General features: G+C 64.2%; 16 protein-coding genes. 8 read left to right on the top strand and 8 right to left on the bottom strand.

All coding sequences use genetic code 11. The features are described from left to right. The 4 genes from J4E08_RS13320 to J4E08_RS13305 all read left to right on the top strand — a co-directional run. A partial coding sequence (locus J4E08_RS13320; RefSeq protein WP_349538913.1) for a flagellin occupies positions 1-203 on the top strand: 203 nt, incomplete at its 5' end. A 146-nt stretch (positions 204-349) separates the two neighbouring features. Next, positions 350-790, top strand: a complete 441-nt coding sequence (locus J4E08_RS13315; protein ID WP_349538912.1) for a flagellar biosynthesis regulator FlaF — start codon at positions 350-352, stop codon at positions 788-790. Continuing rightward, on the top strand, positions 759-1,169 hold the full coding sequence (locus J4E08_RS13310; protein WP_183968362.1) for a flagellar biosynthesis repressor FlbT: 411 nt from the start codon (positions 759-761) through the stop codon (positions 1,167-1,169). Before J4E08_RS13315 ends, J4E08_RS13310 begins: the two co-directional genes overlap by 32 nt. Further along, positions 1,166-1,990 (top strand): DUF1217 domain-containing protein, encoded by an 825-nt coding sequence (locus tag J4E08_RS13305; RefSeq protein ID WP_349538911.1) that lies wholly within the window; start codon positions 1,166-1,168, stop codon positions 1,988-1,990. Before J4E08_RS13310 ends, J4E08_RS13305 begins: the two co-directional genes overlap by 4 nt. 2 nt (positions 1,991-1,992) lie before the next feature. Here J4E08_RS13305 and J4E08_RS13300 read toward each other — a convergent pair whose 3' ends face one another. Genes J4E08_RS13300 through fliF form a run of 5 tightly spaced genes read right to left on the bottom strand, consistent with a single transcriptional unit; the run spans position 1,993 to position 6,632 of the window. Beyond that, positions 1,993-3,051: a flagellar motor switch protein FliG gene (locus tag J4E08_RS13300; RefSeq protein ID WP_183968358.1), complete on the bottom strand. Its 1,059-nt coding sequence runs from the start codon at positions 3,049-3,051 to the stop codon at positions 1,993-1,995. A gap of 20 nt (positions 3,052-3,071) precedes the next feature. After that, entirely contained in the window at positions 3,072-3,920 is an 849-nt protein-coding gene (gene fliP / locus J4E08_RS13295; RefSeq protein ID WP_349538910.1) for a flagellar type III secretion system pore protein FliP, read from the bottom strand. Beyond that, a complete protein-coding gene (locus J4E08_RS13290; protein WP_349538909.1) occupies positions 3,917-4,270 on the bottom strand; it encodes a FliM/FliN family flagellar motor switch protein in 354 nt (117 codons plus the stop codon). The genes fliP and J4E08_RS13290 overlap by 4 nt, the downstream gene beginning before the upstream one ends. Then, complete coding sequence (locus J4E08_RS13285) at positions 4,267-4,941, bottom strand: FliH/SctL family protein (protein ID WP_349538908.1); 675 nt, start codon at positions 4,939-4,941, stop codon at positions 4,267-4,269. Before J4E08_RS13285 ends, J4E08_RS13290 begins: the two co-directional genes overlap by 4 nt. After that, the gene (fliF, locus tag J4E08_RS13280) at positions 4,938-6,632 is read right to left on the bottom strand and encodes a flagellar basal-body MS-ring/collar protein FliF (RefSeq protein ID WP_349538907.1); all 1,695 of its coding nucleotides are present in this window, start codon (positions 6,630-6,632) and stop codon (positions 4,938-4,940) included. Before fliF ends, J4E08_RS13285 begins: the two co-directional genes overlap by 4 nt. Positions 6,633-6,776: 144 nt before the next feature. Between fliF and J4E08_RS13275 the strand changes: the two genes are divergently transcribed. The 4 genes from J4E08_RS13275 to J4E08_RS13260 are packed head-to-tail and all read left to right on the top strand — an operon-like array spanning position 6,777 to position 9,212. Continuing rightward, positions 6,777-7,331 carry a flagellar basal body-associated FliL family protein gene (locus tag J4E08_RS13275; protein ID WP_349538906.1) on the top strand — a complete coding sequence of 185 codons (555 nt, stop codon included), beginning with the start codon at positions 6,777-6,779 and terminating at the stop codon, positions 7,329-7,331. Next, positions 7,328-8,269 carry a flagellar motor switch protein FliM gene (locus tag J4E08_RS13270; RefSeq protein ID WP_349538905.1) on the top strand — a complete coding sequence of 314 codons (942 nt, stop codon included), beginning with the start codon at positions 7,328-7,330 and terminating at the stop codon, positions 8,267-8,269. Before J4E08_RS13275 ends, J4E08_RS13270 begins: the two co-directional genes overlap by 4 nt. Then, entirely contained in the window at positions 8,253-8,588 is a 336-nt protein-coding gene (locus tag J4E08_RS13265; RefSeq protein WP_183968344.1) for a flagellar motor switch protein, read from the top strand. Before J4E08_RS13270 ends, J4E08_RS13265 begins: the two co-directional genes overlap by 17 nt. 6 nt (positions 8,589-8,594) lie before the next feature. Then, positions 8,595-9,212 (top strand): MotE family protein, encoded by a 618-nt coding sequence (locus tag J4E08_RS13260; RefSeq protein ID WP_349538904.1) that lies wholly within the window; start codon positions 8,595-8,597, stop codon positions 9,210-9,212. Positions 9,213-9,370: 158 nt separating this feature from the next. On the opposite strand, the gene J4E08_RS13255 is transcribed toward J4E08_RS13260, so the two are convergent. The 3 genes from J4E08_RS13255 to J4E08_RS13245 are packed head-to-tail and all read right to left on the bottom strand — an operon-like array spanning position 9,371 to position 12,992. Then, the gene (locus J4E08_RS13255) at positions 9,371-10,216 is read right to left on the bottom strand and encodes a PPC domain-containing DNA-binding protein (RefSeq protein WP_349538903.1); all 846 of its coding nucleotides are present in this window, start codon (positions 10,214-10,216) and stop codon (positions 9,371-9,373) included. Continuing rightward, a complete protein-coding gene (locus J4E08_RS13250; protein WP_349538902.1) occupies positions 10,213-11,826 on the bottom strand; it encodes an acyl-CoA synthetase in 1,614 nt (537 codons plus the stop codon). Before J4E08_RS13250 ends, J4E08_RS13255 begins: the two co-directional genes overlap by 4 nt. Next, positions 11,823-12,992 carry an acetyl-CoA acetyltransferase gene (locus J4E08_RS13245; protein WP_349538901.1) on the bottom strand — a complete coding sequence of 390 codons (1,170 nt, stop codon included), beginning with the start codon at positions 12,990-12,992 and terminating at the stop codon, positions 11,823-11,825. Before J4E08_RS13245 ends, J4E08_RS13250 begins: the two co-directional genes overlap by 4 nt. Between the last annotated feature and the right edge of the window lie 5 nt (positions 12,993-12,997).

Here is a 12,997-nt window from a genome sequence, read left to right as displayed (position 1 = left end):
CGGAGAAGTCGATCGAGAACCAGCAGGAGTTCCTCTCCTCCGTGGTCGACAACATCGATGCCGGTGTCGGTTCGATGATCGACGCCAACATGGAAGAGGAAGCCGCGCGTCTGCAGTCCCTGCAGGTACAGCAGCAGCTCGCGACCCAGTCCCTGTCGATCGCCAACTCGGCGCCGCAGAACATCCTGTCGCTCTTCCGCTGATCGCGACCGTGGGCTAAGATCCACGGATGGCAAGATGGCCGGTGGGCGCTTCTTGCGCCCACCCTCCCTGACCGGAGCCGCGGACCAACCGGGCCCGGAATTCGACAGACCTCGCAAACCGTCGGGGGCATAAAGGCAGTAATCGAATGAGCATCTCGGCATACAAACGCACGATCCGCGAAAGCGCTTCGCCCAAGCAGATCGAAGCACGGGTGTTTGCCCGCGTGACAGGCAGCATGGAGCAGCACAGCGCGGACTGGAGCGCGGCGCGCGGCGACAACGTCGCCCGGAGCGCCATCCTTGCGCACGGACTTCGCGACGCAGTGGCTGAAAACCGTGTTCTCTGGAGCCGACTGGGCAGGGATCTGGCGGACAGCAACAACCAGCTACCGGCCGCGCTGCGCGCCAACCTGCTATCGATCGCGCTTTGGGTCGATCGCACCAGCGGTGTCGTGATTGGTGGCGGTGAGGGGCTTCAGGCCCTGATCGACGTGAACAAGAATATCCTGGGCGGCCTCAGCGGTCTGGCCCCGGCTCCAGCAGCGGTGGACCAAGATGGCACTCAATCTCACGCTCAAGCCGTTTGAACGGTTCGTCGTCAACGGCTGCATGATGCGCAACGGTGGGCGCAAGTCGACGATCACAGTCGAGAACCGTGCGGACATCATCCGGGAGACCGACCTTTTGAAACCGGACGCGGCCTCGACGCCGGTGCGGACGGTGTATTTCCTGATCCAGAACGCGCTGATCGAACCGGCGCGCCGGGACCGCCTGACCAAGGAAATCCAGAGCCGCCTCGGCGCATTGGTGCCCGTGTTCGGTGAACAGTTGCGCGGCCACGTCTTCGAGGCGGCCAACAACGTCAGCAAGGGCGAATATTTCAGCGCATTGCGCAACCTGCACCCGCTGATGCGGCGCGAGGATGACGTGTTCGGCGCACCCGGAACGGAACCCGCAGGCGCATGATCTCTATCTCGGGCATGTCCGGCATCGTGGCGTTGCAGCTTGTCAACGCAACGGAGCAGAAGGATCAGGAATTGATCCGCAAGGCGCCGCAGCACGCCCGCGAAATCGACTATTTCCTCGACAACATCGGTGATGTCGAAAACGTCGAAGACCTGACGGAGGATTACCGGCTCTATAGTTTCGTGATGAAGGCCTACGACCTCGAGGACCAGATTTTCGGCAAGGCGATGATGGAGAAGGTTCTCAAGAGCGACCCGCTGGAGCCGTCCGCGCTGGTGAACCGTCTGACAGATCAGCGGTTCAAGGACTTCCACAAGGCGATGGGGTTTGGTCCGGAGGGCGTGGGCAACCGCAACACGTTGAATGCCGCCTGGAAAACCGCCGTCGTCAACAAGTACGTCGACACGCAGTACGTCAACGGGAAGAACGACGAGAGCGAGACCATCGGCACCGTTCTGGAGTTCCGCCGCAAGGCTGCAAGCATCGACTCACCTTTCGACATATTGCGGGACAGCGATCTGTCGGAGTTCTTCCGGACGGCCTTTGGCCTGCCCGAAGCGATGGCCGGTATCGACATCGACCGGCAGGCGGCGGTCATCACCGAGAAGCTCGACCTGAGCACACTGTCGGACCCCGAGGTCGTGGAAGACCTGGTGAAGCGCTATGTCGCGATCCGGGATGCGACCTCGAACACCGCCGTCAGGAGCAACGCTGCCGTGACCCTGCTGTCCGGCGCGCTCGGCGTTGGCTCCGGCAGCTATATTCCGGCGACCATCGACATCGAGGCAATCCAGGGTTTTGGCGGCTACCGCCGCCGCTGAGATCAGAACAGGTTCTCGTCCTCGTCGCCGAAGGGCAGGCGAACCTGGTCCTCGTCGGCCAGCTGTCGGGCATAATCGAGCATCAACGCCTGGGCCGCGTTCACGTCGCGGCGTCGCACCGGTCCCATGCTCTCCATCTCTTCGGTCAGCATGTCGCGCGACCGCGCCGGCAACGCATTGAGAAACGCAGTCCGCGCGTTTTCGGTCGCACCGCGCAACGCCGTGGGCAGCGTGTTTCCCGGCACGCCGCGCATGACCTTGGCCAGGTCGAGCGCCTCCATCCTCGACAGGTCCTCGAAGGTGAACATCTTGGCGCGGATCGCATTGAAGGTGTCGGGGATCTTCTCCTCAAGCTCCAGCGCCATGCTGTCAAACGCATTGCGATCGAGCTTGTTGAACAGGTCGGCCATCTTCTTGTGCTGTTCGGCGGTGGTCGGCTGTGCGCCCGCGTTCATGATGTCCGCCTGCAGGGATTCCTCGATCTGCTGCATCATGTGGTGCGGCACGGCCTCCATGCGGATCATCCGTTCTACCACGTCGTTCATCTTTTCCGGGCCGAGCAGCGGCAGCACCTTGGCCGCCACGTCCGTGTTCACGTTCGACAGGATCGCGGCGATGGTCTGCTCATGTTCACCCTTCAGATAGTTGGCGATGACGTTTTCCGACATGGTGTTGAACCGCGCCCAGAGATCCCGTTCCTTGAGCGGGCCACGGATGTCCTTGAGAATGCCATCCACCTTGTCGCCGGGCATGAGGGAGCGCAGCAGGTTTTCCGCAGCAGAAAAGGAGCCGACCACCCCGCCCCCGTTGGTGATGCCTTGCACGAAATCGGTGAGCACCTCCTCGACCGTGTCAGAGGAGATGGATCCGAGACCCGACATGGCGCGGGTCATCTGCTGGATCTCTTCCTCGTCAAGCTGCTGCAACAGCGCCGAGCCACGCTTTTCGCCAAGCGACAGGAACAGCACCGCGGCCTTTTGCGGCCCGGTGAGCTTGCGTGGTCGGCGTGCCGGCTTGCCGGAATGTGTCGTGTTCGTCCGCTTGACGTCAGCCACTGCCATGTCGTGCCCCCTTGTTCACGTCAGCCACCGCCGACCAGCGGCAGGTAGCTTTCCATCAAAGACCCGGCCAGCATGTACCAGCCGTCGATCAATACGAAGAAGATCACCTTGAACGGCAAGGAGATCAGGACCGGTGGCAGCATCATCATGCCAGCGCTCATCAGCACGGAGGCCACGATCAGGTCGATCACCAGGAAAGGCAGGTAGATCAGGAACCCGATGGAAAAGGCCCGGCGCAATTCGGAGATCACGAAGGCGGGCACCAGTTCGCGCCAGCCCACGTCCTCGACCGTTTCCGGCAGGGGGGCGTTTTCTTCCGGTGCAAGGCTGCCGTTTCCGCGTGCGGCAATGTCCCGAAACAGGGCCAGATCCTTGTCTCGCGTGTTGACATACATGAACTGCTTGAACGGATCCCCGATCCGCACAAGAGCCTGTTCTTCGGTGATGGAATTGGCCATCAGCGGCTGCACGCCCCCCTCCCATGCGTCCTCGAACACTGGCTGCATGACGAAGAAGGTCATGAACAGCGCCATGGAGGTCAGCACCATGTTGGGCGGTGTCTGGTTCAGGCCAAGGGCCGAGCGCAGCATCGAGAAGACGATCACGAACCGCGTGAAGCTTGTCATGATGACCAGCAGACCAGGCGCCAGCGACAGCACGGTGATCGCGGCGATGAGCTGGATGATGCGTCCGGACAGGCTGGCACGTTCATCCGATCCCTCCGGCGCCGCGCCAAGAGCATCGCCCAACGCGCCGAGGAGGTCGGACCCGGCGGCCTGCGCTTCGGCCTGGGTGGCGGCCAGCAGGAAGACCCCCACGGCCAGAAGGCCGGGGAAGAGTGCTCCGGGAAGGCCGCCGTGTCGGGTCATGCCTCGGACACGTAGTCCTTGACGATCTCGATCAGGGAGACGCCGAGACGATCGTCCTCGAGTTTCACCAGATCGCCGCGTGCCACGAGCCGGTCGTTGATGACCACCTCGACCGGCTGTCCGATACTCTTGTCCAGCTCGATGATCGAGCCTCGGCTCAGCTTGAGCAGCTGCGCAATGGGCATCCGGGTTTGTCCCAGCACGATCTGCACGTTCAGCCCGACATTGAGCATCGCGTCAATCGTGCTTGCGTTGCCGGTGTCGCCTGCCTTGGCCGCGGCTTCCTCGGCCAAGGCCTGCACGACAGTGGCATTTTCGGGGGCCTGTTCCTGTTCGAGCTCTTCGCTCATGTCCTGCTCTCCTGCGTGTCCTGTCCGAGGCTGCGTGCGATGTCTTCCTGCGTGCGACCCAGCGAAGACAGGACGCGCGCGCAGATGTCCCGAAAGCTGTAGGTCATGACGCCGTGATCCCATTCCGCCCTTACGTCACCGGTCCCGAGCTCGGGGTCCGCCTTGATGTCGAGGCGACCGCCAAGACCCGCAAGCCGCGCGGCCTTGCGGACCTCCTCGCCGGAGGTGTCGAGAGCGTCGGGGGCAAACCAGATGCGCAGGACGGCCGATCCGAGCGCCATACGGATCGCGTTTCGCGCTTCGCGCTCCGCCTGTCCCGGCGCGAGGTGCGCAGAGACGTCGGGCGCAAGCCGTTCAAAGACGTCCAGAACGAAGCCGACCATCTGCGTCTCCAACGCGGCGCGGTGCGAATCCGCCCCTGCGATCAATTCGGTCAGCGCCGGGGCGACGGCCTCCAGCGCGCTGAGTTGTCGCTGGCTCGCCGAGGTCTGGGTCGCCTGCAGCGTTTCTGCCTGCCCCTGCGCCAGTCCGGCCTCCAGCCCTTCGCGGTGCGCGCGGGCCACGGCTTCGTCGAGTTCCGCACGGGTGAAGATGGCGCCGATCACCGGCTCCTCGCCACGCTGCGTCGCCTCCTGCTCGGCGTCGAAATTGCGTTCGAAGATATAACTCATGTCTTCGGCCACTCCGCCAGCCAGGAGCGAACGACGGTCACGGCGCCGTCAGGTTCCCGTTCGATCAACTCGCTGACGGTGTTGATCAGGCCCCGCGGGACGCCCCCCTGCACCGCCGCCAGTTCCACCATGTCGTCGGAACCGGGCGGCAGCGGATCAAGGATGGTGCCGGTCTGGTAGACGGGTTGTCCGCCTGCGGTGCGCCCCGTGGATGCCGTTGCGGAAGGCGATGTGCTGCCTTGGGTCTGTGCAGTCAGGTTGCCGGCTTGCGGCAGGCTCGGCAAAGCGCCGGACCCGCTGGCATCGGCCAAGGCGGGCTGGTCGAACACCCGGTTCAGCACGGGCCGCACGCCGAGGCCGAGGACCGCTGCGACCAGCGCCAGGGCAAAGGTTCCGCGTAGGATGGTGCTGGTGTTCTCCGACAGGACCTGCCCGAACCCGCGCGAGACGGGCTCCCCAACGTCCATCGAGTAATCCATGAATCGCAGGCTCACCACCTCGACGCTGTCACCGCGCGCCTCGTCGAAGCCGATGGCGCTCTGGACCAGGGCCTCCAGCCGTTGCAGTTCCTCTGCACTGCGTTCCTCGTATTCGACGTCACCGCCGCCTTGCACGTTGTAGATGCCGTTCACCAGCACAGCGACGGAGACCTTCTCGATATCACCCGGTTCGCGCACGGTTTCCGAAGAGGTGCCGCCGATCTCGTAGTTGACGATCTCGTTGGTGCTGTTGGAGCTGTTGCGATTGCCACCGGGCACGTCGTCGGCCAGCGCAGCGGGGATGTCATCGGCAACGCCGACCTCCCCGGACCCGGCGCGCTGATCCTCGCGGGTCTCTTCGCGGGTCTCGGTGGAGCGCACGACGCGCTGGTCCGGATCGTAGGTCTGTTCGCGGAGCACCTGCCGTTCGGTGGTCAGATCGACACTGACCTGAACCCGCGCATTTCCGGCGCCGACGCGGGCGCTGAGGATCTGGGCGATCCGCTGACCCAGCCGGTCTTCGATCTGCGCGCGTGCCGATTGCAGGGAGGCTTCGCTGCCCGCGTCGCCATCGTCGGCGAGAATGGTCTCGCCGGACGCGGAAAGAACCGTGACCTGCGTCGGGGCGAGGTCTGGTACGGCGGAGGCCACCAGTGAGCGGATCGAACGCGCATGACGGACCCCGATCTGACGGGTACCACGCACGATGACCGAGGCCGAGGGGCGCGGCCGCTCCCGCGAGAACGGCTCCCGCTCGGGCAGGACAAGGTGCACACGGGCGGCCTCGACACCGTCGATGGTCTGGATGGAGCGGGCCAGTTCACCTTCCATCGCGCGGGCGCGGTTCACCCGCTGCATGAAGGTGTTCATGCCAAGGCCGCTGGTCTCGTCGAAGATTTCCCAGCCGGGGGTGCCATCATTCGGAAGCCCCGCCCCTGCCAGCTCCATGCGTGCGCGGGCCATATCCTCGGCGGGAACGCTCACTGCGGTGCCCGCTACGTCTGTGCGGGATCGGATGCCTGCCTGTTCCAGCGAGTCGACCATGCGCCCGGCTTCTGCGGGGGACAGGTCGCGATAGAGCGAAACGTATTCCGGCGTGGTCACGGCGGACAACCCGAAGAACACGGCGACGATCATCGCCAGCCCGGCCCCGCCGAGCACGGTCAGCCGCTGCCAGCCCAGCGATTTCAGATTGTCGAGAATACCTTGCACGGGGTCTGCTTCTTTCCAAGTTATGGCCAAGGATAATCATAATTAATCTTGTCCGGCAAGAACTGGATGGGCTTTTATACTTGCTTTAACGAGCAGCGGTGCGCATGTTGGGTCAAGATTAAAACAAGTTGAAGATAAGGGGCGATGGCGGAGACTTCCGGAGCATCCCAAGGCGGCAAGACGCCGAAGAAGACATTGGTGCTGCGGCTCGTGGCGCTGGTCTTGCTGTGTGCCGCGGCGCTCGCCGGCGGTGTCGCGGTGTCTGCCGGTCCTGATCGTGTGATGGCGCTCCTCGGCTTTGCGAAGAGCGCGGACAACAATGAGGCGGCGCAGCCAGCGGAAGATGACGCGTCGGCGTCCCACGGCCTGCCCGGCGAGCATATCATCGTGACGCCCTTCCAAGAGATTATCGTCAACATCACCGCAACCACCGCCACCGGGCGGGAGACCTCGCGGTTCCTCAAGCTCAACCTCGCGTTGGCCTATGACGACCGCATCGCCGGGGCCGAGAACATCGAGGCCCGCAAGCTGTTCCTGCGCGACAGCTTCCAGGAATATCTGCGGCAGCTCAACGAGGATGATCTGAGAGGCTCGATCGGGCTGGTGCGGCTCAAGTCGGAACTGCTGCGACGGGCGCGGGCAATTTCAGACAGCGACGCGCCCCAGGAATTCCTCATCGCGGACCTCATCGTACAATGACCTCCCGGCAGCCCCCGATACCTGACACGCGCGCCGTCGAAGAGCTGATCGTCGAACGAGCCAAGCTGTCCTACGCGCGGCTTCCGATGCTGGAAGTGGTGTTCGACCGTTTTGCGCTGTCGCTGGCCCAGACCCTGAAAAGCTATCTCGGCGCCATGGTCGATGTCAGCCTGTCGAAGGTCGACTACCTCAGTTGCCAGGATGCGTTGAAGGATCAGCCGAACCCCTCGCTCATCTCTGTGACCACGGCGGAGGAATGGGGTGGGACCGTCGCCGTCATCCTGCGTCCGGAGCTGTTGTTCGGCATAATCGAGATCACCTTTGGCGGGCGCACGGCGTCGGTCGGGGAAAAGAAATCGCGGAATTTCACCAGCATCGAAAAACGTGTGGGGCAGAATTTCACCGATACCGTGTTGCGTGAACTTTCCGGCGCCTTTGCCAAGGTCAGCCCGGTGCGGTTCGAGATCAGCCATCTTGAAACGAACCCGAAAGCGTTGCTGCTTGCGCCGCCGACCAGCGCCTGCGTGCGCGCGACGCTCTCTGTAGATATAGAGGGTCGCCGGGGCGAGATGGTCTTTGTGCTGCCCAATACGGCCTTCGAGACTGTCAGCCATATCCTGTCGCAACAGTTCACCGGCGGCCAGCTTGGCGGGGACAGCGGTTGGCGGTTGAAGATGACCGACATGCTGAACCTGACAAATGTGCCGGTCACCGCGGTGCTCGGGCAATCCAGCCTGTCGCTGCGCGAGGTGCTCGGTTGGGCGCCGGGCCAGGTGCTCGACCTCGGCTTGCGGGTGGATGACCCCGTCACGCTGACCTGCGCCGGCGAGAAGATCGCGCTGGCCGAAGTGGGTCATCGCAAGAACGGCCGGATCGCGCTGAAACTCTCGGACAAACTCTACCACGAAGAGGAAACCCCCGATGTCCTTCCTGATTGATATCGCTATCCTTGTGTTGCTTGTCGGCACGCTGACCTATGCTTGGCTGGTGGATCGCCGCGTGCGCACCCTTATGCACGTCCTCAGGGAGATGGAGCCAATGATCGGCGATTTCTCCGCCGCGGTCGACCGCAGCGAAAGCTCGGTCTCGGCGCTGCGCTCCCTTGGTCAGAAGGCCGAGCCGGAGCGCCAGCGCGAGGAGCCGTCCTTCCGCAGCACGCGCGAACGTCCCAAGCGTCCCGCCGGAGCGACCAAGGCCACGGGCAAGTCCGAACTGGTGCGGGGGTTCTTCGAAACCGTCCGTGAACGCGAGGCCTGATCCGCGATGCGTCCGATTTCCCTTGTTCTGGGCGGTCTCGCCGTTGCTGTGGCGGCCAAGATCGGCGTGACCCTGATGGAGCAGCCAAGCTTCGACAATGCCTCCCCCGTTCAGCGCGCGTCGCTTGTTTCGGCGGCCTCCGCTGCAGAGGAGGCTGCGCCCAAGCCCGTCACGGCACCCGAGCCGAAGGTTTGCGAGGCGCCGGAGGATCTGCTGGAATCGATCCAGCAGGAACGGGCTTTGCTGGAAACCCGGAAACAGCAGCACGCGGAACGTGAGGCCGCGCTTGATCTACGCGCCGAGACGCTGGAGATTGAACAGCAGAGGCTTGCCGACCTGAAGGCGGAACTCGAAGCGCTGTTGGCCAAGGTCGAGGCCGCCCACACATCGGACGTGGACCGTCTGGTCTCATTGTATCGCAACATGAAGCCCAAGGAGGCGGCGGCCATCATGAACGACCTGGACATCGAGGTCTCGGTGATGGTGATTGGCACCATGAACGAAAGGGACGCGGCACCGATCCTCGCCGCGCTGTCGCCGGTTCGGGCACGGGCGATTTCGCAGATCATCCTGGAGCGATCGAAGCTTCCCGGCGATCAGCGGCTTGACGACATCCGTCTTTGAAAGGGCTGTTCACCCATGGCGTTGAAGCTTGCCCGCCATGGGCGAATGATCGTCCTGCTCGGCTGCGTCGGATCAGACCTGTCCTGCCCTTCGTGTCGCTGATCTGACGACCCGGCACCGCGCAGCCATTGGCCGCGCGGCCTGAAGCGCAGGACGGATCACTCTCCGAGAATCAGAAGCTCCGCCGTGATGCAGGTCCGGTTGCTGTCGGGAGAAAGAATGCCCCGGGTGGCGACACCGTCAAAGCCGACGGAGCTGGCCTCGATCCGAACCGCCTGCCCATCGAACTCTCCATCGTGCAGCAGGACCTCCGTGGCATAGCTGTCCTGGCACACCTGCGCGAAACGGGTCCGGATCAGGCTTCCGATTCCTTCGATCCGAGCGCGCGGCAGATCGTGTGCGACTTGTGGCAGAAGGGCGTGCGGGTTCTCGTTTGGTCCCAGCTTGCACAGCAGCGAGCGGGTCCCGCCCCCTGCCAAGCCAGTCGCAACGGGCGTAAAGAGATCGAACCCTGTTTCCGCGTCCGGCTGCACCTCGAAACGAGCGCCGCTCAGTCCCCAGCCTTGCGCGGTGACATCCTCCGCCAGGATCGAATCGGGCGTCAGCAAATGCCCCATCTGTGTCGCCGGCTCCGGCCCGGTCCCGGATGTGTCACGCCACAGGCCGTGACAATGCAGGAACGGCGCGCCGTTCCTGCGTCCAAGGTGCAGTCCTGCCTCGATCAGCGTCGCCGGGGCGAGGTGATGGGTTTCACTGTACCACGCCGCGCGCCCGTCACCGGGCGCACGAGCCGGGATGACGTAGTCCAGATGTGCAAAAGGAGCGTCCCGCAGGCGCAGGTATCCCGCATCGAAGCCTTCTTTCGCAAAGGCTTCGATCACCGCAAGGTCAAAGGGGCGTCCGGCGGCCAGTCCAAGCGTGACCGGTTGGGCGCGGCAGGGCAGGGCGGTGAACCGCGCCTCCGCTGCCGCGCCCGGATGGGTCAGGGGGGCGGGCAGGCTCATCCGGCCGGGGCTGCTTCTGGCAGGTCACCGCGCTCCATGAGGTGTTCGCGGATCAGCTTCTTGGTGATTTTGCCATAGGCGCTCTTGGGCATTTCCTCCCATAAGACGACGTGCCTTGGCATCTTGTAGCGCGCGATCTTCGGCCCCAGCCAGTCGATCAGCGCCTCGCCGGAGATACCATCGCCCCGCGGCACGCAGACCGCAACGCCGATTTCTCCCCAGACGGGATCGGGCACCCCGAGGACAGCCACTTCGGAAACGTCGGGGTGCTGAAGGATCTTTTCCTCGATCTCGCGCGGGTAAATGTTTGATCCGCCGGAGATATACATGTCGGAGGCACGCCCCGTCAGGAAGATGAACCCTTCGGGATCCATATGCCCGAGATCTCCGGTCAGGAACCAGCCATTGCGAAAGCTCTTTGCGTTGGCGTCGGGGTTGTCGAAGTATCCCGCGAAGACCGCGGGACCGATGACTGCGATCTCTCCCGTTTCGCCCGGTGCGACCTCCCGGCCCTCCGCGTCCTGGATCTGCACCTGCATCCCCGTCCGGGCAAAGCCGCAGGAGCCGATCCGCATTTTTGCGTCGTCGACCGAATGGTGCGCCGGAGGCAGGACAGTGATGTTGCCTGTGACTTCGCCCAGGCCGAAATATTGCACCAGCTTGGGGCCGAGTACTTCGAGCGCGCGCACCTGGTCGGCACGGTACATGGGCGCACCGGCGTAAATCATGTAGCGCAGGCTGGAGTGGTCGTGATCTTGCGCCGACGGGTGTTCCACAAGCAATTTGACGATGGTCGGGACGGTAAAGAGGTTGCTGACCTTCCAGCGCGCCACCAGCCCCCAGATCTCGTCGGGATCGAACTTGGGGCCGGCCGGAAGTATCGTCTTCACGCCATGCGCCACCTGAGCAAGCTGGTGGATGCCGGCGCCATGGCTGAGCGGGGCCACCACGATGGACGCATCCTCCGGCCCTGTGTCCGGCATGAGGTCGCACAGGTGGTTGGTCACGACAAAGGCCATCTGGCCATGGGTCAGGACCGCCGCCTTGGGGCGCCCCGTGGTGCCGGAGGTGAAGAAGAACCAGCAGGGGTCGTCGCGGAAAACGTCGACCGGGCCAGGCCGGTCGCCCATGTGTGCCGAAACGAGGCTTTCGTAATCTTCGCCCAGGCCCTCTCCGATGCCGATCACGAAGTCCAGCCCGTCACACGCGGCGGCGTGCTCGGGAAATTCCGCGCCACACAGAAGACCCCTCGTCTGGGCGCTCCCGGCCTGGAATGCGAGGTCGTCGGGGGACTGACGAAAATTCGCAGGCACCCAGATCGCGCCGATGCGCCAACAGGCGAACATGGCTTCGAACATCTGGTTGTTGTTGGCCGAGTGCACCAGGAGACGGTCGCCCTTTCGCAGGCCGAACCGTTCGGACAGCGCGGCGGCAAAGGCAGCCGACCGGGCCTCCATCTCGGCCCAGGTCCAGGTCTGTTCACCCCAGACAAAGCCGATCTCGTCGGGATGACGGCGTGCGCTTTCGGTGAGGAAATGCGCCAGGTTCATCACCCGCGTGGACACCGGGGTCAATCCGCCGGACAGGTCGATGGCTGCGGGCTGGATCATTTCACGCGCTCCAGAATCGACACGTAGTTCGTCACTGCGGCGCCGCCCATGTTGAACACGCCTGCGATCTCCGCGCCGGGGATCTGCATGTCTCCTGCGTCCTCTGTCAGCTGCATCGCGGCCATCACGTGCAGGGAAACGCCTGTTGCGCCGATCGGGTGGCCCTTCGACTTCAGCCCTCCGGAGGCGTTGACCGGCAGCTTGCCGCCCTTGGCGGAGATGCCCTCACGGATCACGCGACCGCCTTCGCCGCGCTCGGCCAGGCCCATGGCCTCGTACTCCAGCATTTCGGCCACGGTAAAGCAGTCATGCGTCTCAACGAGGGACAGGTCATCGAGCGTCAGGCCGGACTGCTCGAAGGCCTGCGACCAGGCGCGGCGCGCGCCCGCGAATTCCAGCACGTCGCGGCGGGACAGAGCCATGATTTCGTTGACGTGGCTGCGCGCGCGAAATGCGATGGCGCGCTTCATCTCGGCGGCGGTTTCGGCATCGGCCAGCACCAGCACGGCGGCGCCATCGGACACCAGCGAACAGTCGGTGCGGCGCAGCGGCCCCGCCACCAGCGGGTTCTTGTCCGACACGGTGTTGCAGAAGGCGGTGCCGAAATCCTTGCGCATGTGCGCCAGCGGGTTCGACATGCCGTTTGCGTGATTCTTGGCGGCGATCATCGCCAGCTCTTCGCTTTTGTCGCCGTAGCGCTGGAAGTAGCTGCCCGCGATCTGGCCGAACAGCCCGGCAAAGCCGCCGCTGATGTCGGCCTCTTCCTTGCGGTAACTCGCGCCCAGCAGGATGTCTCCGACCTCGGCGGTGGGGGTTGCCGTCATCTTTTCGGCCCCCACGACCAGCGCAATCCGGCCCCGTCCGGCGGCGATGAAATCCATCGCACCGTGCAGCGCGGCAGAGCCCGTGGCGCAGGCGTTTTCGTAGCGGGTTGCGGGCGTATGCGCGAACCGCTCGTCCCCCATGGCCACAAGCGCGCCCTGGAAGTCCTGCGGGGAGAAGCCGTTGTTGAAGACGCCGGCAAAAATGCCGTCCACGTCCTCGGGGATGATCCCGGCATGGTCCAGCGCCTCGGCGACGGCGGCGGCCATCAGGCTCTCGGTGTCGGGGTGATCGGATTTGCCAAAGGGCGTATGGCCCCAGCCTACGATTTGCGGATCCTGCATTCTGT

This window comes from Sagittula sp. NFXS13, assembly GCF_040148795.1.
In the GTDB taxonomy this organism is placed as follows: domain Bacteria; phylum Pseudomonadota; class Alphaproteobacteria; order Rhodobacterales; family Rhodobacteraceae; genus Sagittula; species Sagittula marina.
The sequence above is the reverse complement of the archived record's forward strand: the minus strand, read 5'-3'. Positions and strand labels throughout refer to the sequence as shown.

Coding starts and splice junctions, on each gene's coding strand:
- J4E08_RS13315 (WP_349538912.1), top strand. CDS start 350: ATGAGCATCTCGGCATACAAACGCACGATCCGCGAAAGCGCTTCGCCC.
- J4E08_RS13310 (WP_183968362.1), top strand. CDS start 759: ATGGCACTCAATCTCACGCTCAAGCCGTTTGAACGGTTCGTCGTCAAC.
- J4E08_RS13305 (WP_349538911.1), top strand. CDS start 1,166: ATGATCTCTATCTCGGGCATGTCCGGCATCGTGGCGTTGCAGCTTGTC.
- J4E08_RS13300 (WP_183968358.1), bottom strand. CDS start 3,051: ATGGCAGTGGCTGACGTCAAGCGGACGAACACGACACATTCCGGCAAG.
- fliP (WP_349538910.1), bottom strand. CDS start 3,920: ATGACCCGACACGGCGGCCTTCCCGGAGCACTCTTCCCCGGCCTTCTG.
- J4E08_RS13290 (WP_349538909.1), bottom strand. CDS start 4,270: ATGAGCGAAGAGCTCGAACAGGAACAGGCCCCCGAAAATGCCACTGTC.
- J4E08_RS13285 (WP_349538908.1), bottom strand. CDS start 4,941: ATGAGTTATATCTTCGAACGCAATTTCGACGCCGAGCAGGAGGCGACG.
- J4E08_RS13275 (WP_349538906.1), top strand. CDS start 6,777: ATGGCGGAGACTTCCGGAGCATCCCAAGGCGGCAAGACGCCGAAGAAG.
- J4E08_RS13270 (WP_349538905.1), top strand. CDS start 7,328: ATGACCTCCCGGCAGCCCCCGATACCTGACACGCGCGCCGTCGAAGAG.
- J4E08_RS13265 (WP_183968344.1), top strand. CDS start 8,253: ATGTCCTTCCTGATTGATATCGCTATCCTTGTGTTGCTTGTCGGCACG.
- J4E08_RS13260 (WP_349538904.1), top strand. CDS start 8,595: ATGCGTCCGATTTCCCTTGTTCTGGGCGGTCTCGCCGTTGCTGTGGCG.
- J4E08_RS13255 (WP_349538903.1), bottom strand. CDS start 10,216: ATGAGCCTGCCCGCCCCCCTGACCCATCCGGGCGCGGCAGCGGAGGCG.
- J4E08_RS13250 (WP_349538902.1), bottom strand. CDS start 11,826: ATGATCCAGCCCGCAGCCATCGACCTGTCCGGCGGATTGACCCCGGTG.
- J4E08_RS13245 (WP_349538901.1), bottom strand. CDS start 12,992: ATGCAGGATCCGCAAATCGTAGGCTGGGGCCATACGCCCTTTGGCAAA.